This window comes from Phenylobacterium deserti (genome assembly GCF_003254705.1).
In the GTDB taxonomy this organism is placed as follows: Bacteria; Pseudomonadota; Alphaproteobacteria; order Caulobacterales; family Caulobacteraceae; genus Phenylobacterium; species Phenylobacterium deserti.
The window spans coordinates 1,199,268-1,217,695 of record NZ_QFYR01000001.1 but is presented as its reverse complement, the minus strand read 5'-3'; the positions used below and the strand labels follow the sequence as shown (position 1 = coordinate 1,217,695).

The following is an 18,428-nucleotide window of genomic DNA, read 5'->3' as shown; positions in this document are numbered from 1 at the left end:
GCGGCAATCACCACAAGTTGCGACGGTTCACCGCAGGCGTTCAGCGAAGCTTGAGCTCAACCATAGGGCTGTGCGCCCGCCAACCGCATAAGGGTTTCGGCGTCAAAGGGCGCAGCGCTTTTGATGTCATTGTCGAAGTAGGCGTAGACGTCCCGCCCCTGCTGGCGCCAAGCCTCGATCTGGCGAGCCCACCCTGTGAGCTCCTCGTCGGGATAGCGCCCGAAGTAGCGGCCGCCCGGCCCGTGGCCGCGCACATAGACCCACGAGGCGGTCACCTCCCACGGCGAGGGGGCGGAATGGTGGTCGGAGATGCAGAGCGCCGCGTCATGGTCGGCGAGGATCGCGAACACGGCGGGGTCGTACCAGCTCTCGTGCCGGAACTCGACGGTGTGCCGGCGCCCCTTGGGCAGCAGGCTCAGGAACTGGGCCAGGCGATCGTCATTGCGTCGAAGCTGCGGGGGCAGCTGGATCAACGCGGGCCCATAGTGCTCGCCCAGGGGCTGCATACGCCCGAAAACCAGCTCGACCGCTTCGGCCGCGTCCTTGAGCTTCTTGTTATGGGTGATGAAACGGCTGACCTTCCAGGCGTAGGTGAAGCCTTGCGGCGCTCGTTCGGCCCAGCCCGCCACCATGGCTTCCGACGGCAGGCGATAGAAGCTGGCGTTGATCTCGGCGGTGTCGAAACGCGTGGCGTAGTAGGCGAGCCGGTCCTTGTCCTTGGTCTCTGGCGGATAGAAGGGACCCTTCCAGTCTTTGTAGACCCAGCCCGAACAGCCGATGCGCAGTTGGCTCATGCGCAGCTTACGCGGTGGCGCGGCTCAAGTTCCTGCGCCTGCGGAGGCGGACCACGGACGCCACAGGCGCAAACATGGGCTGCCGCCCCTTACCCGTAGCGCGACAGCCCCCCCCGAAGGGGAGCAACTTTTCAAAGGGGAACGCGACCGACGATCTTCAGGCCGTAGCCGCCGGAGCCGGGCAGCACGGTCTGGGAGCTGGTCAGCAGCTGCATGTCGCGGACGCCGAGGTCGAGCAGGATCTGCGCACCGATGCCGTAGTCGCGCAGGATGTTGTCGCTGTGCGCCCCGTCCTCGGCCTTCGCGCCATAGCGTTCGGACAGCCAGTGCGGGTTGGGATCGCGGATGAACACCGCCACGCCCGCGCCCTCGTAGTCGCTGATCGCCTTGAGCGCGCGCGGGACGTAGTCCTTGCGGTCCTCGACCTCGCCCAGCATGTCGGCGGCCAGGTCCACCCGGTGCATGCGCACGAGCGTCGGCTTGTCGGGATCGATGCGACCCTTGGCCAGCACCACGTGTTCGGTCTGGTCGAGAACGTTGCGGTAGATGACCATCCGGAACTTGCCGCCGTAGGCGCTCTCGAAAGGCCGCTCCACAACCCGCTCCACCTGCCGCTCGGTGCGGCGGCGGTAGGCGATCAGGTCGGCGATGGTGCCGATCTTCATGCCGTGCAGCTGGGCGAAGGCCACAAGGTCCGGCAGGCGCGCCATGGACCCGTCGTCCTTCATGATCTCGCAGATCACCCCGGCCGGGTTCAGGCCGGCCATGCGGCTGATGTCGACGGCGGCTTCCGTGTGGCCGGCGCGAACCAGAACGCCGCCGTCCTTGGCGACCAGCGGGAAGACGTGGCCGGGAGAGACCACGTCATCAGCGTTCTTGGTCGGATCCACCGCCACGGCGATGGTGTGCGCCCGGTCGTGGGCGGAAATGCCGGTCGTCACGCCCTCGCGCGCCTCGATCGACACGGTGAAGGCGGTGCCGTGACCAGACTGGTTGTCCATGGCCATGGGCGGCAGGCGCAGCTGCCGCGCACGTTCGGCGGTGATGGACAGGCAGATGAGGCCGCGCGCGTGCTTGGCCATGAAGTTGATCTGCTCGGGCGTGGCGAACTGGGCGGGGATGATCACATCCCCCTCGTTCTCGCGATCCTCGGCGTCGACCAGGATGTAGGGGCGGCCGTTGCGGGCGTCCTCGATGATCTCTTCGATGGGCGAGATGGCGGAGGTCACGTCATCCTCCTTCGGCGCCTGGCCGTTCGGGACGAGATAGGGTCGGGTCATTGGGCCGCTCGCATATGGGCGAACTCCATCACCTGCTCGGCCACGGTGGCGAGCTGCCAGCGGTCCTTGGGATCGCGGCAGGCGCCTTCAGGGTCGAACAGGTCCGTGCTCGCGTTCAGGGCTGCGCCGAACGGCGTCGGCCAGCCACGCAGGGCATGTATGATCGCCCGCAGCGCGCTCAAGGTCGTGCCCGCCGCCTGCCAGCCATCGGCGGTGACGATGGTCCCGACCGGTCGGCCCTGGAAGTAAGGCGCGGGGTCTTTGCGCGTCACCTCCAGCGTATCCAAGGCGTTCTTGATCAGACCGGAGAGGGAGCCGTGATAACCGGGGGTCGCCACGATCACGCCGTCGGCGCCGCGCACCGCGTCGGCGAGCTCGCGCTGAGCGGCCGACAGCTCGCCCGGGCGCGGATCGAAGATCGGCAGAGCGCCCAGGAATTCGCCGCCCAGGAGGCGGGTCTCGGCGCCCTTGGCCTCGGCGGCCTGCAAGCTGCACACCAGCGCCCTCTCGCTGATCGAGCCCGGCCGAATGGTTCCGCCGATGCCGACGATCAGGGGACGTTTGGGGGAAGAGCTCATGCGCGGGCCGGTTCTCCGGAAAGGACCCTTCCCCTATAGGTCGAGGTGCGCGGCGCGCCTAGATGCCGCTAGGGCAGGACCACCGGAAGGATCGAACGCATGAGCACGGCCACGTCCCTTGGCTTCTCGCCCGAGCGGCTGCAGCGGATCGAGCGGTTCCTGCAGGAACGCTACCTGGAGCCGGGCCGGCTGCCCTGCGCCCAACTGCTGGTCGCCAGGCGCGGCGAGCTCGCCTACCAGACAAGCCTCGGCAAGCTGGATCTGGAGCGCGAAACGCCGCTGCCGTCCGATGCGGTCTTTCGCATCTATTCCATGACCAAGCCGGTGACCTCCGTCGCCCTGATGAGCCTGGTGGAAGAGGGGCGCATCGCCCTGAATGATCCGGTGACCCGCTACATCCCCGCCTGGGAGAAGCTGGGCGTCTATGCGTCGGGTCAGACGGGGAACTTCCACACCACGCCGCTGGCCGCCCCCATGCAGGTCGTCGACCTGCTGCGCCACACCGCCGGGCTGACCTATGGCTTCCAGGAGCAGACGCCGGTGGACGCCGCCTACAGGCAGCTGAAGCTGGAGCACATGTTCGGCGGCTACGACCTGGAGGGGTTCGTGGACGCCCTGGCGGAGCTGCCGCTGGAGTTCACGCCGGGGGAGGCCTGGAACTACTCCGTGGCGACCGACGTGGTCGGCTATCTGGTGCAGACGGTGGCCGGCAAGCCGCTGGACGAGGTGCTGCGAGAGCGGATCTTCGAGCCGTTGAAGATGGTCGACACAGGCTTCTTCGTTCGGGAAGACCAGCGTCCGCGCTTCGCCTCCTGCTACCAGGCAAAAGCCGGCGGCGGGCTGGAGCTGCAGGAGCCCGCGGATCGCAGCCCGTTCCTTTCGCCGCCCACTCTGCTTTCCGGCGGCGGCGGCCTCGTTTCCACCGCCGCCGACTACCTGCGGTTCTGCAACATGCTCCTGCGCGGCGGAGAGCTGGACGGGGCGCGCATTCTCAGCCCCAGCACGGTGCGGCTGATGCGGGTCAATCACCTGCCGGGCGGGCGGGACCTGACGGAGCTGTCGCGTTCGCTGTTTTCGGAAAGCACCAACGCCGGGGTGGGTTTCGGACTGGGCTTTGCCGTGGCCTTTGAGCCGCACCGCACGCTCCTGCCCTCCAGCGCGGGTGAGTTCTATTGGGGCGGGATGGCCTCAACCGGCTTCTGGATCGATCCGGTGGAGCAGGTGACGGCGGTGTTCATGACCCAGCTGATGCCGTCGTCGTCCACTCAGGTGCGGCGCGACATGCGCACCCTGGTCTACCAGGCCCTTACCGACCCGCAGGCTTGAGAACGCCGGCGGCCTGGGCGCGGGTCTCGCTTTCCTCCGCCCCGTCGGGCGGGCTCATGCCCGTGTCGGGCTGGGCGCCTTGCGGAACCGTCGGCTTGAGAATCCGCGCTTTTCGCCAGCCGCCCCAAAGGTAGTAGCTGCCGGCCAGCAGCAGGGTGGCGGTGCTGCCCACGGGGAAGCTGATCCACACCGCGTCCGCGCCCCAGTGCGGCATCATCAGGTTAGCGAAGGGCACCCGCACGCCCCACAGCGAGATCACGATGGCCAGCAGCGGCGGCCAGACTACGCCGGTGGCGCGGATCACGCCGGAGAAGACGAAGGCCACGCCAAAGGGCACGAAGCTCCACAGCGCCAGGCTGTTGATGTGGGCGGCGATGGGGATCGAGGCGCTGCCCGGCGGCAGAAAGGCGTGCAGCACGAACCGCTCCAGCAGCAGGATCAGCAGGATCGGCACGCCCGTGAACAGGATGGCGTACATGGCTCCGGCGCGGGCCACCTTCTCCACCCGATCCATCCGGCCCGCGCCGACGTTCTGGGCGGCCATGGAGGAGACGGCGGCGCCCAGCGCCATGGCAGGCATCTGGACATAGGTCCAAAGCTGCAGGGCGGCCCCGTAGGCCGCGGCGGTGTCCGAGCCGTAGCCGTTGACCAGGCCCATCATGGTCACCGCCGCCAGGGACACCACGATCATCTGGGCGCCCATCGGCAAGCCTTTGACGACCATGGTTCGGACGATGCCGAAGTCGGGCTTCAGCAGGCGCCACTCGCTGGGCTTGATCACCAGGATCGACCGAGTGCGGTTCAGGTAGACCAGCATGACCGCGAGGGTCACCGTCTGAGCGATCAGGGTGGAGGTGGCGGAGCCGGCGATCCCCATGCGCGGGAACGGCCCCCAGCCGGTGATCAGCAGCGGATTGAAGGTGACGTCGAGGGCGACGTTCATCAGCGAGAAGTAGAAGGGCGTGCGGCTGTCGCCCGTCCCCCGCTGGGCCATCATCAGATACGAGAAGAAGTAGATGAACGGCATGGCCGCGAAGATCACCCGCAGATAGGTGATCGCTTCGGCCCGTGCGTCCGGGGGCGTGCCCATGGCGTCAAGGATGTGAGGGGTGAGCAGAACCCCCAGAACGCCGACAGTAATCGCCAGACTGACGAAGAACGTCGTCGATGTGCCGACAATCCGCCGTGCCAGCGTGATGTCCCGCGCGCCCATCGCCTGGCCGATCAGGATGTTGGAGGCCATGGTGATGCCGAACACCGCCCCCAGCATCAGGAAGAAAACCTGGTTGGCGTTGGAGGTGGCGGTGAGGGCCACCGGGCCCAGGGTGTGGCTGACCCAGATGGCGTTGGCCGTTCCATTCAGCGACTGGAGGATGTTCGAGCCCAGCACCGGCAGGGAGAAGATGATCAGCGTCCGGCCGATCGGGCCGGTGGTCAGGTCGCGCTTGGGCTTGGGACCCGCCGGACGCGGCTCGGTTTTTCCGCTGCTGCTGGCTTCCAAGGATCCGCTCCGCCACCTGCCGGGTCAGGCGTCACAAGCCCCTCGCCCGCCGGATCGTTCCGGTCGGGCCGCCCCTGCGCCCATGTAGAGCGCCACCACGGCTGCGCTTCAAGGGCCCGCCTTGCTGCAACCCCAAGACCTTGAGCCTGCAGCGTTTCGTTGTAAGACGGCGCTGGGACGGGTGGTTCACTGCGGCTTCTGCGCCGCCAAAGGGCTGTAGAAAGGCCGTATGAAGATCCTCATTACGGGCGGCGCCGGCTTTATCGGATCGGCAGTGGTCCGCCGCGCGATCGCCGACGGGCATCAGGTGGTCAACCTGGACGCCCTCACCTACTCCGCCAATCTCGAGAACGTCCAAAGCGTGGAAAGCTCGCCGGCGTACGCCTTCGAGAAGGCGGACGTTTGCGACGCTCAGGCGATGGCTGCGATCTTCGCGCGCCACCAGCCGGACGCGGTGATGCACCTGGCGGCCGAGAGCCACAACGACCGCGCTATCGAAGGGCCGCTGGACTTCGTGCGCTCTAACGTGATGGGCACCGGCATCCTGCTGGAGGCCGCCCGCGCCTACTGGAACAGCCTGCCGGAAGACCGCAGGGCGGCGTTCCGCTTCCACCACATCTCCACCGACGAGGTGTTCGGCGCCCTGGGCGAGGACGGCGAGTTCAGCGAAACCACGCCCTACGATCCCAACTCGCCCTACTCCGCCAGCAAGGCGGCCTCGGACCACTTGGTGCGCGCCTGGGGCCGGACCTACGGCTTCCCCGTGGTGATCACCAACTGCTCGAACAACTACGGGCCGTTCCAATTCCCTGAGAAGCTGATCCCGACGGTGATCACCCGGGCGATGGAGGGCAAGTCGATCCCGGTCTATGGGGACGGGCGGCAAGTGCGCGACTGGCTGCACGTGGACGACCACGCCGACGCCCTGCTGCTGGTTCTGCAGAAAGGCCGGCTGGGCGAGACCTACTGCATCGGCGGCGACGCTTCGAAGCGCAACATCGAGGTGGTGCGGATGATCTGCGCCCACCTCGACAAGTACTTCCCCGCCAACACCAGCCACGCCGAAAAGATCACCTTCGTGACCGACCGGCCGGGCCACGACTTCCGCTACGCCATCGACGCCTCGAAGCTGGAAAGCGAGCTCGGCTGGACGCCGCGCATGCCGCTGGACGACGGGCTGGAGCAGACCGTCCGCTGGTACGTGGAGAACCGCGGCTGGCTGGAGCGCATCCGCGAGAAGGGCTTCCATTCCGAGCGCCTGGGCCTCGTGAAGGCGTCATGACCACCCGCATCCTGCAGTTCGGGGCCACCGGGCAGCTCGCCCGGGAGGTGCTCGACCGCGCGGGCGGGCCGGTGGAAGTCACCGCCCTGTCGCGCGCCGATGTGGACCTGACAGACGCCGACGCCGTGCGCCGGGCGATCCTCGAGGCCGGCGACATAGACCTGGTGGTCAACGCCGCCGGGTACACGGTGGTGGACAAGGCCGAAAGCGAGCCGGACCTCGCCTATGCGGTGAACGCCTGGGCGCCCGAAGCGATGGCCAAGGCGTGCCAGGAACGCGGCGCACCCTTCGTCCACATCTCCACGGACATGGTGTTCTCGGGCGCCAAGGACGGACCCTACCTGGAGACGGACCTGCCGGCGCCACTGCACGTCTACGGCGCCTCCAAGCTGCTGGGCGAGCAGGCGGTGCTGGCGCACTGCGAGCGAGCCCTGGTCGGCCGGGTCACCTGGCTGTTTTCGCCCTATGGCCAGAACTTCGTGCAGATCATGCTGCGGCTGGCGAAGACCCAGCCGGTGGTGAAGGTCGTCGACGACCAGCGCGCGCGGCCGACCGCGTCAGGCGACGTCGCAACCTTCCTGCTGGCCAACGCCGCGCGTCTGGCCGCCGCGCCCGCCGGCGCGCCTGAGTGGGGCCTGCTGCACTTGGTCAGCCCCGAGCCCGCCACCCGCTTCGAGATGGCCCAGCGCCTGTTCGAGCTGGCTGGCCTCGCCCCGCCGATGGAGCCGGTGCCCACCAGCGCTTTCCCGACGCCCGCGCGCCGGGCGCTGAACGCCGAGCTTGATTCCACGCGCCTGCAGACCGTGTTCGGCGGCGAGCAGCTGCGGCCCTGGCACGTGGCCCTAGCCGACGTCGTGCAGCGCATGCGCGCCGCTGAAGGAGTTCCCGCATGAGGCGCGGCATCATCCTGGCCGGAGGCTCCGGCACCCGCCTGCACCCGCTAACCTTGGCCACGTCCAAGCAGCTGCTGCCGGTCTACGACAAGCCGATGATCTATTATCCGCTGTCGGTCCTGCTGTTGGCGGGCGTGCGCGAGATCCTGATCATCACCACCCCGGACGACCAGCCGAGCTTCAAGCGCCTGCTGGGGGACGGCTCGCAGATCGGCGTCCGTTTCGAGTATGTGGTCCAGCCGACGCCTGGCGGTCTCGCCGAAGCCTACCTGCTGGGCGAGGAGTTCGTGGGCGGCGAGCCCAGCGTGCTGATCCTGGGCGACAACATCTTCTTCGGCCAGAACTTCGGCCAGATGCTGCGCAACGCCCACGCTCGCGAGAGCGGCGCCACGGTGTTCGGCTATCCTGTGCAGGATCCCGAACGCTATGGCGTGGTCGAGCTCGGACCCGACAACCGGGCGCTGGGCATCGAGGAGAAGCCCGCCAAGCCGAAGTCCAACTATGCGGTGACCGGGCTATACTTCTACGACGGTCGGGCGAGCCAGCTGGCCCGCACCCTCACCCGCTCTGCGCGGGGGGAGCTGGAGATCACCTCGCTCAACCAGCTCTACCTCGAGCAAGGCGAGCTGCACGTGGAGCTGCTGGGCCGCGGCTTTGCGTGGGAAGACGCCGGGACGCACGACAGCCTGATTCAGGCCGGCGAGCTGATCCGTACGTTCGAGCAGCGCCAGGGCCTGCGGATCGGGTGCATCGAAGAGATCGCCTATCGCAACGGCTGGATCGACGCCCAGCAGCTGTCCAACCTGGGCGCCGCGCAGGGCAAGAGCGAGTACGGCCAGTACCTGCGCCAGCTCGCCGAGCGGCCGCCGAGCGCGGATGAGGCGGGCGAGTAGCTCTCAGCCCGCCAGCAGGCTCTTCGTGCGCCCGTAGGCCAGGTACACCACCAGGCCGACCGCGTTCCACGCCAGGAACAGCACCTTGGTCAGGTTCGGCAAGCTCCAGAACAGGTAGAGGCAGCCCGCCACCGCCAGCACGCCGACCACCGGCCAGGCCGGCGTCCGGAATGGCCGGGCGAGCTCCGGCCGCTGCTTGCGCAGGATCATCATGGCGATGGCCGTGGCGATGAAGGCGGCCAGGGTGCCGGCGTTGGCCAGTTCGGTGATCAGTTTCAGCGGAAGAAGGCCGGCGATGACCGAAGCCACAACACCGGTGAACAGGGTCACCCGCGCCGGCACGCCGCGGCCGTTCACCGCCGACAGGGCGCGGGGGATCAGGCCGTCGCGCGACATGGCGAAAAACACGCGGCTCTGCCCGAACATGAAGGCCATGATCACCGTGGGCAGGGCCACGATCGCCGCGCCGGCGATCAGGGCCGCCGCTGTGGGGTGGCCCAGCTCCCGCAGGATGAAGGCCAGCGGCTCGCCGCTCTTGGAGAACACGCCGAACGGCGAGGCGCCCAGCGCCGCTGCCGCCACCAGCATGTAGATGGCCGCGCAGGCGAACATGGAGCCCAGTACGCCAATGGTCAGGTCGCGACCCGGGTTCTTGGCTTCCTCCGCCGCCGTTGAGATCGCATCGAAGCCATAGAAGGCGAAGAAGATCACGGCCGCCGCGGCCATCACCCCCTGCTTGGCTCCGTCCGAAACGTCGTGCGCCTGGAAGCCGAACGGCATGAAGGGGTGGAAGTTGGCCGCGTCGAAGGCCGGCAGGGTCAGAGCCACGAAAGCAACGAGGGCCAACACCTTGACCACCACCAGCACGGTGTTGACGGTGGCGCTCTCGCGCGTGCCGACTAGCAGAAGCCCGGTCACCACAAGGGTGATGAACACGGCCGGCAGATTGATCAGCCCGCCCGCGTCGGGACCTGCGGCGAGGGCCTCGGGCAGACCCCAGCCACGCGCCTCAAGGAAGCCCTGGGCATAGCCGGACCAGCCTACGGCGACGGCGGCGCAAACCACCGTATATTCGAGGATCAGGCTCCAGCCGACGCCCCAGGCCGCCGTCTCGCCCATGCCGGCGTAGGTGTAGGTGTAGGCGCTGCCCGCTTGCGGGATCATGCTGGCCATCTCGGCGTAGCAGAGGGCCGCGAAGGCGCAGACCAGGCCGGCGATGCCAAAGGACAGGATCACGGCGGGCCCTGCCTGACCCGCGCCGATCCCGATCAGGGTGTAGATGCCGGTGCCAATGATGGCGCCGACACCTAGGGCGACCAGATGGTACCAGCTGAGCGTCGCCTTGAGCTGGTGTCCCTCGTGCGCGCGCACCGGCGCTTCGACGGGTCTGCGGCGGGTGAGGAAGCTCATCGGGCCCTCGTTCTTTGAAACGAGCGCAACCATTGCCCGGCTATCCGCGCACGGACAAGCCTCACTTCAGCGGGTGGGCCGCAACAGCGTTGCACGGCGCCCGCCAAGAGCGGGCGCTTCTTGCGAGACCCTGGCGCTAGTCCAGCAACTCGTGGACGTCGCCCTTGCGGTTCAGCATCCGCACGGCGCGCTTGACCACCCGCAGCAGGCGCTCGCGCCGAGCTTCCTCGTCATAGGTCATCGCGCCTTTGGCGAGACCTTCCAGCAGGAAGCGACCAAGGTCGCGGCTGGTCTGGAAGCGGGGATCGGCGCCGGCTTGCACCATGGCGCCGAACCGGTCGCCCACCTGAGCGTGGTCGAACGCGCTCTGAGCGCTGGCCAACCGTTCGCGCAGCATGGGGTCGGTACGGGCGGCTGCTTCCAGCTCACCGAAGGCCACGAAGGGTATTTCGTGCAGCAGGGCCCAGTAGGCGTCGATGGCGTGGTCGGACGCGTCCACCCCAGGCGCCGGCGTCGACGAGGCCGCCTTCTCAAACAGGCGCGCCCGCGCCAGCTCGATGTGGGCGATCGCCGCCTCGACCAACTCCTCGCGGGTGGCGAAATGGTAAAGCATCGCCCCACGGGTCAGGTGGGCGGCGTCGGCGATCATCGCGTTCGTTGCGGCGTGATAGCCGATCTCGGCAAAGAGCCGCATCGCGGCATCAAGGATCCGGGCGCGGGTACGCAGCGACTTGGGCGTCGCCTTCGCCGGATAGGTGCGGGCGTCCATTGAGCTCAACTTTTACGGACCGGGGAGGGTCGTCTCATCAAATACTACCAAAAGAATGGGGGATGCTGAAAACCAAGCAAGGGGGGTTCACGAAAGCGACACGCAATCAGCCTACCGCCTGCTCAAATCCTAGGCGCTTTGGGGGCTGATGTGACCGACGCCGGAGTTCGCCAATACCGCAGCATTTTCATCTCGGACGTGCACTTGGGCACGCGCGGCTGCCAAGCCGAGTTGCTGCTCGACTTCATTCGCCAAGTTGAGTGCGACAAACTGTATCTGGTCGGCGACATCGTCGACGGCTGGAAGATGAAGAGCGGCTGGTACTGGCCGCAGAGCCACAATGACGTGGTTCAGAAGATCCTGCGCCTGGCGCGCAAGGGCGTGGAGGTGATCTACGTCCCCGGCAACCACGACGACCGGATCCGCGACTTCATCGGCGTTCACTTCGGCGGGGTGGTGGTCGCGCGCGACGCGATCCACGAAACCGCTGACGGCCGGCGCTTCCTGGTCACGCACGGCGACGAATTCGACGGCGTGGTGCAGCACGCCAAGTGGCTGGCGTTCGTCGGCGACTGGTCCTACCGCGCGATCCTGTCCGCCAACACCTTGGTCAACCGCCTGCGCCGGCGACTGGGTTTCGGCTACTGGAGCTTCTCGGCCTTCCTGAAGACCCGCGTGAAGAACGCCCTGCACTTTATCGAGAACTTCGAGCAGGCGGTGGCCGACGAAGCCAGACGCCGCGGGGTGGACGGGGTGATCTGTGGCCACATCCACAAGGCCGAGATGCGGGACATTGACGGCATCGTCTACGTGAACGACGGCGACTGGGTGGAAAGCTGCACTGCGCTGGTCGAGCACTCGGACGGGCGGCTGGAGATCCTGGAGTGGGCCAAGCTCCGCTCGTGGTCCGTGATCGACCGCGCCGTTGAAGAGGTCCAAGCGCTGCCGCAGCCGCTCGCCGCCTGAGCCGCAAGCGTGGCGAGCCGCCCCGTTCGTTGACAGGCGTGGCTAATTGTTGACAGTGCCCCTGCCATGAAACCGCCCTCGGCCTCGTCTTCCACCGCACGCGACCGCCAGCGGGAAGAAACCCGCGAGCAGATCCTGCGCGCCGTCTCCCGCCAGCTCGAGCGGGGCCAGATGGAGGACGTCAGCTTCGCCGAGGTGGCCAAGGACGCCGGACTGGGCGAGCGAACCGTCTATCGCTACTTCCCGACCAAAGAAGCGCTGCTGGGCGCCTTCTGGTCCTGGATGCAGAGCCAGGCGGTGACGCCGGCCGAGAAGGCGCAGACCGACCGCCCCGCTCTGGATCGTCCGCGGCCCGCCCGCGCCCTGCCCCGCATCCGCGAAGCGATCAACGCCCCCCGCGACGTGCACCGCCCGATGCGCATCCTGCTGGCCACAGACGCCTGGGAGCCACAGGTCAACGGGGTGGTCCGCACCCTGACGCGTGTCGTAAAGGAGCTGGGGGAGATGGGCCACACGGTGGAGGTGATCCACCCCGGCCAGTTCAAGACCTTCCCGCTGCCGACTTACTCCGAGATCAAGGTCGCGATCGGCGTCTACGAGCCGGTGCAGGAGCGGTTCAAGGGGTTCGAGCCGGAAGCCATCCACATCGCCACCGAAGGGCCGATCGGCCTGGCCGCCCGTCGCATCTGCGTGGAATGGAAGCTGCCTTTCACGACCAGCTACCACACCCGCTTCCCGGAATATGTCTCGGCCCGCCTGCCGCTGCCGCTGGCGGCCGGCTACGCCTATATGAAGTGGTTCCACAAGCCGTCCGGCCGGCTGATGGTCGCCACGCCCACCATGCGGGACGAGCTGACCCAGCACGGCTTCCGCAACATCAGCGCCTGGTCGCGCGGCGTCGACACCGAGGTGTTCCATCCGCGGCGCGAGGACGAGCCGGACATCTTCGAGGGCTTGCCCCGGCCGATCTTCCTCTACGTCGGGCGCGTGGCTGTGGAGAAGAACATTGAGGCGTTCCTGGGCCTGGACCTGCCCGGGACCAAGGTGGTGGTCGGCCCCGGCCCGCAGTTCGACGAACTGAAGGCCAAGTATCCCAAGGCGGTGTTCACGGGCGCCAAATCGGGCGCGGACCTGTCGGCCGCCTATCAGTGCGCCGACGTCTTCGTGTTCCCCTCCCTCACCGACACCTTCGGCCTGGTGATCCTGGAAGCCATGGCGTCGGGGACACCGGTGGCGGCCTATCCCGCGCCCGGTCCCATCGACATCATCCCGAACTCCGGCGCCGGCGTCCTGGCGGCCAGCGCCACCGAGGGACTGCGGGAGGCCTGCCTGGAGTGCCTGAAGCTCGATCGAAAAGCCGTGCGGACCTTCGCTGAGCGCTTCTCCTGGCGAGCCTGCGCCGAGGATTTCGTGCGCAACCTTCAGCCGTATCCGGAGCCGGAAAAGACCCGCTTCTGGCGTCGGCTGCGCCGGCTGGCCCGGGTTCGCCGCCGCAGGCCCGAGGCCGCCTGACGCCGCTCTCGTATCGCGGGAATGTGGATGTCTGCCACCATAGATCCTGCGACAGTACGCCCGCCTACAGCTTAACCATTGCCGCGCCCTGACGCTGTACGAGGAGTGCAGCAACGGGAGAGAACATGGGCTGGCGGATCGGCAATGCCGGGTGGATCGGACGCCATTGGCGCACCGCCTGCGGTGTCGGCGCAGCTCTGGTCTCCGCCGCCACCATCGCCCTAGTCGGCGTCGCCGTGCAGCAGCGCGCCTATGACGCGCAGATCCGCGAAAGCATCCAGCAGTCCTACATCCTGCGCGCGGACATGCAGCGGACCTTCTCCCTGCTTCAGGACGTGGAGACCGGAGTCCGCGGCTATCTGATCAGCGGCAATCCGATCTTCCTGGAGCCTTTCGACGAAGCGCGCAGCGAACTGCCGGCGCAGCTGATGACCCTACGCGGCGGGGCGGTCACGCCGAGCGAGTGGGCCGCGTTCGATCGGCTGGCGCAGCTGAGCGGCGAGAAGCTGGCGTTCTCCGAGCGGCTGGTCGAACTGCGGCGCGAGGGCCGGACCGCCGAGGCACAGGCCCTTGTCCGAACGGGGCACGGCAAGCAGGTGATGGACCGGCTGCGCAAGGGACTGCGCGAGTGGGACCGGCAGGAAGCGGAAGAGCTTGCGGTTCTGCTGCAGCGCTCCAGCGCCTCATCTGCGCGCCTGAACCAGACCCTGGCCGCGCTGCTGGCCTGCCTGGCCGGGCTGCTCTGCGCCGGTGCGGCGGGCGCAGTCCTGCTGATCCGGGCGAGCACCCGGGCCGCAGCCGCCCTGGCCCGCAGCCGCGACGAGGCGCACGCCGCCAATGACGCCAAGTCCGGCTTCCTGGCCATGATGAGCCATGAGTTGCGCACCCCGCTCAACGGCGTGCTGGGCATGGCGCACGTTCTGGGCGCCACCGGATTGGACGAGCGTCAGCGGGGCTATGTGCAGGTGATCGACACCTCGGGGCGCAGCCTGCTCACCATCCTCAACGACATTTTGGACCTATCGAAGATCGAGGCCGGCAAGCTTGAAGTGGAAACCATCGCCTTCCCGCTGCGCGAGCTTCTGGAAAGCGTTGTGGCGCTGTGGTCGGCCCCGGCGGCCGAGAAGGGCCTGGACCTGACTCTGGTCGTCGCGGAAGCGACGCCGAACTGGGCCCTCGGCGATCCGACACGGCTGCGCCAGGTGTTCACCAACCTGCTGTCGAATGCGGTGAAGTTCACAGGCCAGGGCGGGGTTCGGCTGCTGATCAGCTACGCCGAGGGGCGGCTCAGCTTTCAGGTGAGCGACACCGGGGCGGGCATGACGAGCGCGCAGCAGAGCCGGCTCTTCGAAGACTTCGCCCAGGCCGACGCGTCTACCACCCGGCGTTTCGGAGGAACGGGCCTGGGGCTCTCGATCTCGCGGCGGCTGTGCCGGCTGATGGGCGGGAACCTGGAAGCCCGCAGCGAGGCGGGGTTGGGGTCGACCTTCTTCGGTTCGGTCCGCCTGCAACCTGCCGAGGCGCCGGCGGCGCCTGAGGAGCCGGCGGTGGTCGAGGCGCCCGCGCTTCGGGTGCTGGCGGTCGACGACAACGCCAGCAACCGGGCGGTGATCGAGGCCCTGCTCACGGCCATCGGCGCCTCAGTGCTGCTGGCCAACGACGGGCGCGAGGCGCTGGCCATGCTGCGCGCCTCGCAGGTGGATCTCGTGCTGATGGACGTGAACATGCCCGTGATGGGCGGCCTGGAGGCTCTGGCGGCCATCCGCGCCGGCCAGGCCGGAGATCCGAAGGTGCGGGTGGTGGCGCTCACGGCCGACGCCATGGCGGGCGATCGCGAGCGCTTCATCGCCCGCGGCTTTGACGATCACCTGGCGAAGCCGATCCGCCCGAACGCCCTGCTGCAGATCCTGACCGCGTCGGCCCTCAGCGCTGCAGCCTGAAGGCGGTCAGCCTTCCATGGTCTCGAGCTTGGGGCGGGCGGTCAGCTGCTCGCCGGTGATCTCGTAGTGGACGATCTCGGCGATGTTGGTGGCGTGGTCGCCGATGCGCTCGAGGTTCTTGGCCACGAACAGCAGGTGGGTGCAGGGCGCGATCGTGCGCGCATCGCCCATCATGTAGGTGAGCAGTTCGCGGAACAGGCTCTCGTAGTGCTCGTCGACCTCTCGGTCGTTGCTCCAGACTTCCTGGGCGAGCACGAGGTCGTCGCGGCTGTGGGCGTCCAGGGCGTCGCGAAGGCGGCGCAGCACCAGCCGGCCCATTCGCTCGATTGGGCGCATCAGCGGCGCCATCGGCTCGGTCTCGGACACGATCAGCGCCCGCTTGGCGATGTTCTTGGCGAGGTCGCCGCAGCGCTCGAGATTGGCCGAGAGCTTCAGGGCCGCGACCGCGCGGCGCAGGTCGATGGCGACCGGCTGGCGCAGGGCCATGAGGCGCGTGGCGCGATCCTCGATCTGCAGCTCCAGCTGATCGAGCTTCACGTCGCGCTCGACCACTTGCTGGGCCAGGCGGGGGTCGCGGGTGATCAACGAAGCCAAAGCGTCGGAGACTTCCGCCTCGGCCAGACCGCCCAGGCGAGACAGTTCGGCCTTCAGCAGGGCCAGCTCTTCGTCGAAGGCGCGAAGGGTGTGTTCCATGGCGGGTCCTAGCCGAAGCGGCCGGTGATGTAGTCGCTCGTCCGCTTGACGGCCGGGCGGGTGAACAGGTTGCCCGTGGGTCCGAACTCGATCAGCTCGCCCAGGAACATGAAGCCGGTGTAGTCCGACACCCGCGCCGCCTGACCCAGGTTGTGGGTGACGATGACGATGGTGTGGTCCGCCTTGAGCTGGGTCACGGTCTCCTCCAGTCGGGCGCTGGAGATGGGATCGAGGGCGGAGGTGGGCTCGTCGAGCAGCAGGACCTCGGGACGCACGGCCACGCCGCGGGCCACGCACAGGCGCTGCTGCTGGCCGCCGGAAAGGCCCAGGCCCGATTCCTTCAGCTTGTCCTTCACCTCGTCCCACAGGGCCGCACGGCGCAGGGCCTCCTCCACGCGGTTGTCCATGTCGGGCTTGGAGAGCGGCTCGTAGAGGCGGACGCCGAACGCCACGTTCTCGTAGATCGACATGGGGAACGGGGTGGGCTTCTGGAACACCATGCCGACGCGGGCGCGCAGCTGCGAGACGTCCACCTTCCGGTCCAGGATGTTCTGGCCGTCGAGCAGGATCTCGCCCGTCGCCTTCTGCCCCGGATAAAGGGCGTACATGCGGTTCAGCGTGCGCAGCAGGGTGGACTTGCCGCAACCGGACGGGCCGATCAGGGCGGTGACCTTGTTGCGAGCGAAGGGGATCGACACCGACTTCAGGGCCTTGGTCTGACCGTAGAAGAAGTCGAGGTTGCGGGTCGCCAGCTTCACCTGCGCCGGAGGGATGTCGGTGATGCTGGTCTCGAACGCCTCGGTGGGATTGAGGGTGTTCATCGGCGGGAAGGCTCCTTGGCCAGCAGGCGCGCCAGGATCGTGACGCCGAGCACGGCGGCGGCGATCAGAAGGGCGCCCGCCCAGGCGAGGCGGCGCCAGTCGTCATAGGCGCTGAGGGCGTACTGGAAGATCACCGTCGGCAGGTTGGCCGTCGGGTGGGACAGGTCGAGACTGAAGAACTGGTTGTTCAGGGCGGTGAACAGCAGGGGCGCTGTCTCGCCGCTGATGCGGGCGAAGGCCAGCAGGCCGCCGGTCAGGATGCCGCCGCGGGCCGAACGCCACAGGATCTCGCGGATCACCAGGGACAGCGGCGCGCCGAGCGCCACGCCGGCTTCGCGCAAGGTGGCGGCCTGCAACTTCAGCACGTCCTCGGTCGTGCGTGTGATCACAGGGGCCGCCAGCAGGGCCAGAGCCACGGCGCCCGCAAAGCCCGAGAAGCCGCCGAACGGGGCGACCAGGATCTCGTAGACGAACAGGCCGACCAGGATCGAAGGCGCGGACAGCAGAACGTCGTTGATGAACCGCACAGCCACGCCGTAGCGGCTGGAGCCGGCATACTCGGCGAGCCAGGTGCCGGCGAGCACGCCCACCACCGTGGCCAGGATCATGGCCAGCACGCACATCATGATCGAGCCGACGATGGCGTTGGCCAGGCCGCCTCGCGAGCCCGGCGCGGGGGTGGAGAGGGTGAAGACGTCGAGGTTCAGGCCTCCGAGCCCCTGGCTCAGCAGCGACCATAGGATGGCCGCCAGCGCCAACAGGGCGACGGCGGTCACGGCGAAGCAGAAGCCGGTAAAGGCGTAGTTGGCGATCTTGCGGCGGGCGATGCGCGCCGACCGGGCGGGATTGGCGAGGCTCACAGGCGGCTCTCCTGCCGGCGCAGCAGCAGGCGCGCCAGCGCCAGCACGGCGAAGGTGATCACGAACAGCACCAGGCCCAGGGCGATCAGGGCGGAGGTGTGCACCGGGCTGGTGGCCTCGGTGAACTCGTTGGCGATGGTAGAGGCGATGGTCGAGCCGGAGTCGAACAGCGAGGCCGGCAGGCCGTGCGCGTTGCCGATGATGAAGGTCACCGCCATGGTCTCGCCCAGGGCGCGGCCCAGCCCCAGCATCACCGCCCCGATTGCGCCGCCGCGGACGTAAGGCAGGGTCACCTTCATCACCACTTCGCCGGTGGTGGCGCCCAGGCCGTAGGCGCTCTCGCGCACCGCCGACGGCACCGTCAGCAGCAGCTCGCGCAGGGTCGCGGCCATGAACGGCAGGATCATGATGGCGAGGATGATGGAGGCGGACAGGATGCCCGAACCGTTGGGGATGCCGGTGGTGAGCTTCTCCAGCAGAGAGCCTGGCGGCGCGCTCATCATCAGCGGCATCTGGACGTACTTGGCGAACAGCGGGGCGAAGACGAACAGGCCCCACATCCCGTAGACGATGGAGGGGATGCCGGCGAGCAGCTCCACCGCGGTGCCGATCGGGCGACGCAGCGGGGCGGGGCAAAGCTCGGTCAGGAAGAAGGCGACGCCGCCAGCCACCGGCAGCGCCAGCAGCAGGGCCAAAAACGCCGTCACCAGCGTGCCGACGATCGGCCCCGCCGCGCCGTAGACATCGGTGACCGGGTTCCAGCTCGAGGTGACGAAGAACTTCAGGCCGAAGGTGCTGAGCGCCGGCCAGCCGCCAATGAACAGCGACACCAGCAGGCCAGCCAGGGTGGCCAGAAGCGCTGTTGCGGCGGCGAAGCAGAGGCCTTCAAAGATCCGGCCCACGAACGCGC

17 protein-coding genes and 1 pseudogene are annotated in these 18,428 nt (G+C 68.1%); 8 read left to right on the top strand and 10 right to left on the bottom strand.

The window, feature by feature from the left end; all coding sequences use genetic code 11:
• Positions 1-56: 56 nt before the first annotated feature.
• From DJ018_RS06090 to DJ018_RS06080, 3 genes are all read right to left on the bottom strand, one after another.
• On the bottom strand, positions 57-794 hold the full coding sequence (locus DJ018_RS06090; protein WP_111513957.1) for a DUF72 domain-containing protein: 738 nt from the start codon (positions 792-794) through the stop codon (positions 57-59).
• A gap of 131 nt (positions 795-925) precedes the next feature.
• Positions 926-2,074, bottom strand: a complete 1,149-nt coding sequence (ribB, locus tag DJ018_RS06085) for a 3,4-dihydroxy-2-butanone-4-phosphate synthase (protein ID WP_205853714.1) — start codon at positions 2,072-2,074, stop codon at positions 926-928.
• Positions 2,071-2,652 (bottom strand): NADPH-dependent FMN reductase, encoded by a 582-nt coding sequence (locus DJ018_RS06080; protein WP_111513956.1) that lies wholly within the window; start codon positions 2,650-2,652, stop codon positions 2,071-2,073. Before DJ018_RS06080 ends, ribB begins: the two co-directional genes overlap by 4 nt.
• A gap of 99 nt (positions 2,653-2,751) precedes the next feature.
• Here DJ018_RS06080 and DJ018_RS06075 point away from each other — a divergent pair, with 99 nt between their 5' ends.
• Positions 2,752-3,978: a serine hydrolase domain-containing protein gene (locus DJ018_RS06075; protein WP_111513955.1), complete on the top strand. Its 1,227-nt coding sequence runs from the start codon at positions 2,752-2,754 to the stop codon at positions 3,976-3,978.
• Here DJ018_RS06075 and DJ018_RS06070 read toward each other — a convergent pair.
• Complete coding sequence (locus DJ018_RS06070) at positions 3,959-5,479, bottom strand: MATE family efflux transporter (protein ID WP_111513954.1); 1,521 nt, start codon at positions 5,477-5,479, stop codon at positions 3,959-3,961. The two genes, DJ018_RS06075 and DJ018_RS06070, sit on opposite strands and share 20 nt — an antisense overlap.
• Before the next feature lie 229 nt (positions 5,480-5,708).
• Between DJ018_RS06070 and rfbB the strand changes: the two genes are divergently transcribed.
• From rfbB to rfbA, 3 genes are read left to right on the top strand one after another with little or no spacing between them, the layout of a single operon-like run.
• A complete protein-coding gene (rfbB, locus tag DJ018_RS06065) occupies positions 5,709-6,761 on the top strand; it encodes a dTDP-glucose 4,6-dehydratase (RefSeq protein ID WP_111513953.1) in 1,053 nt (350 codons plus the stop codon).
• Positions 6,758-7,654, top strand: a complete 897-nt coding sequence (gene rfbD / locus DJ018_RS06060; RefSeq protein ID WP_111513952.1) for a dTDP-4-dehydrorhamnose reductase — start codon at positions 6,758-6,760, stop codon at positions 7,652-7,654. Before rfbB ends, rfbD begins: the two co-directional genes overlap by 4 nt.
• Complete coding sequence (gene rfbA, locus DJ018_RS06055; protein ID WP_111513951.1) at positions 7,651-8,547, top strand: glucose-1-phosphate thymidylyltransferase RfbA; 897 nt, start codon at positions 7,651-7,653, stop codon at positions 8,545-8,547. Before rfbD ends, rfbA begins: the two co-directional genes overlap by 4 nt.
• 3 nt (positions 8,548-8,550) lie before the next feature.
• Here the strand turns inward: rfbA and DJ018_RS06050 are convergent, their stop codons facing one another.
• Together DJ018_RS06050 and DJ018_RS06045 are read right to left on the bottom strand one after the other, a co-directional pair.
• Positions 8,551-9,957: an amino acid permease gene (locus tag DJ018_RS06050; RefSeq protein WP_111514696.1), complete on the bottom strand. Its 1,407-nt coding sequence runs from the start codon at positions 9,955-9,957 to the stop codon at positions 8,551-8,553.
• 136 nt (positions 9,958-10,093) lie between these two features.
• Complete coding sequence (locus DJ018_RS06045; protein WP_111513950.1) at positions 10,094-10,726, bottom strand: TetR/AcrR family transcriptional regulator; 633 nt, start codon at positions 10,724-10,726, stop codon at positions 10,094-10,096.
• A 150-nt stretch (positions 10,727-10,876) separates the two neighbouring features.
• Here DJ018_RS06045 and DJ018_RS06040 point away from each other — a divergent pair, with 150 nt between their 5' ends.
• The 4 genes and pseudogenes from DJ018_RS06040 to DJ018_RS06030 all read left to right on the top strand — a co-directional run bounded on the left by DJ018_RS06040 (position 10,877) and on the right by DJ018_RS06030 (position 15,144).
• A complete protein-coding gene (locus tag DJ018_RS06040; RefSeq protein WP_111513949.1) occupies positions 10,877-11,692 on the top strand; it encodes a UDP-2,3-diacylglucosamine diphosphatase in 816 nt (271 codons plus the stop codon).
• Between the two features lie 66 nt (positions 11,693-11,758).
• Positions 11,759-11,950: pseudogene (locus DJ018_RS19535) on the top strand (TetR/AcrR family transcriptional regulator); the annotation flags it as partial.
• 156 nt (positions 11,951-12,106) lie between these two features.
• Positions 12,107-13,204, top strand: coding sequence for a glycosyltransferase family 4 protein (locus DJ018_RS06035; protein ID WP_240609499.1), 1,098 nt, complete (start codon positions 12,107-12,109; stop codon positions 13,202-13,204).
• 125 nt (positions 13,205-13,329) lie between these two features.
• Positions 13,330-15,144 carry a CHASE3 domain-containing protein gene (locus tag DJ018_RS06030; RefSeq protein ID WP_111513947.1) on the top strand — a complete coding sequence of 605 codons (1,815 nt, stop codon included), beginning with the start codon at positions 13,330-13,332 and terminating at the stop codon, positions 15,142-15,144.
• 6 nt (positions 15,145-15,150) lie between these two features.
• Here the strand turns inward: DJ018_RS06030 and phoU are convergent, their stop codons facing one another.
• Genes phoU through pstC form a run of 4 tightly spaced genes read right to left on the bottom strand, consistent with a single transcriptional unit; the run spans position 15,151 to position 18,420 of the window.
• Positions 15,151-15,837 (bottom strand): phosphate signaling complex protein PhoU, encoded by a 687-nt coding sequence (gene phoU, locus DJ018_RS06025; RefSeq protein ID WP_111513946.1) that lies wholly within the window; start codon positions 15,835-15,837, stop codon positions 15,151-15,153.
• A gap of 8 nt (positions 15,838-15,845) precedes the next feature.
• Positions 15,846-16,658 (bottom strand): phosphate ABC transporter ATP-binding protein PstB, encoded by an 813-nt coding sequence (gene pstB, locus DJ018_RS06020; protein WP_111513945.1) that lies wholly within the window; start codon positions 16,656-16,658, stop codon positions 15,846-15,848.
• Positions 16,655-17,518 carry a phosphate ABC transporter permease PstA gene (gene pstA / locus DJ018_RS06015; RefSeq protein WP_240609462.1) on the bottom strand — a complete coding sequence of 288 codons (864 nt, stop codon included), beginning with the start codon at positions 17,516-17,518 and terminating at the stop codon, positions 16,655-16,657. Before pstA ends, pstB begins: the two co-directional genes overlap by 4 nt.
• Positions 17,515-18,420, bottom strand: coding sequence for a phosphate ABC transporter permease subunit PstC (gene pstC / locus DJ018_RS06010; RefSeq protein ID WP_240609461.1), 906 nt, complete (start codon positions 18,418-18,420; stop codon positions 17,515-17,517). Before pstC ends, pstA begins: the two co-directional genes overlap by 4 nt.
• Positions 18,421-18,428: the final 8 nt, after the last annotated feature.

Coding starts and splice junctions, on each gene's coding strand:
- DJ018_RS06030 (WP_111513947.1), top strand. CDS start 13,330: ATGGGCTGGCGGATCGGCAATGCCGGGTGGATCGGACGCCATTGGCGC.
- DJ018_RS06045 (WP_111513950.1), bottom strand. CDS start 10,726: ATGGACGCCCGCACCTATCCGGCGAAGGCGACGCCCAAGTCGCTGCGT.
- DJ018_RS06090 (WP_111513957.1), bottom strand. CDS start 794: ATGAGCCAACTGCGCATCGGCTGTTCGGGCTGGGTCTACAAAGACTGG.
- DJ018_RS06080 (WP_111513956.1), bottom strand. CDS start 2,652: ATGAGCTCTTCCCCCAAACGTCCCCTGATCGTCGGCATCGGCGGAACC.
- rfbB (WP_111513953.1), top strand. CDS start 5,709: ATGAAGATCCTCATTACGGGCGGCGCCGGCTTTATCGGATCGGCAGTG.
- phoU (WP_111513946.1), bottom strand. CDS start 15,837: ATGGAACACACCCTTCGCGCCTTCGACGAAGAGCTGGCCCTGCTGAAG.
- pstB (WP_111513945.1), bottom strand. CDS start 16,658: ATGAACACCCTCAATCCCACCGAGGCGTTCGAGACCAGCATCACCGAC.
- DJ018_RS06050 (WP_111514696.1), bottom strand. CDS start 9,957: ATGAGCTTCCTCACCCGCCGCAGACCCGTCGAAGCGCCGGTGCGCGCG.
- DJ018_RS06075 (WP_111513955.1), top strand. CDS start 2,752: ATGAGCACGGCCACGTCCCTTGGCTTCTCGCCCGAGCGGCTGCAGCGG.
- rfbD (WP_111513952.1), top strand. CDS start 6,758: ATGACCACCCGCATCCTGCAGTTCGGGGCCACCGGGCAGCTCGCCCGG.
- ribB (WP_205853714.1), bottom strand. CDS start 2,074: ATGACCCGACCCTATCTCGTCCCGAACGGCCAGGCGCCGAAGGAGGAT.
- DJ018_RS06035 (WP_240609499.1), top strand. CDS start 12,107: ATGCGCATCCTGCTGGCCACAGACGCCTGGGAGCCACAGGTCAACGGG.
- rfbA (WP_111513951.1), top strand. CDS start 7,651: ATGAGGCGCGGCATCATCCTGGCCGGAGGCTCCGGCACCCGCCTGCAC.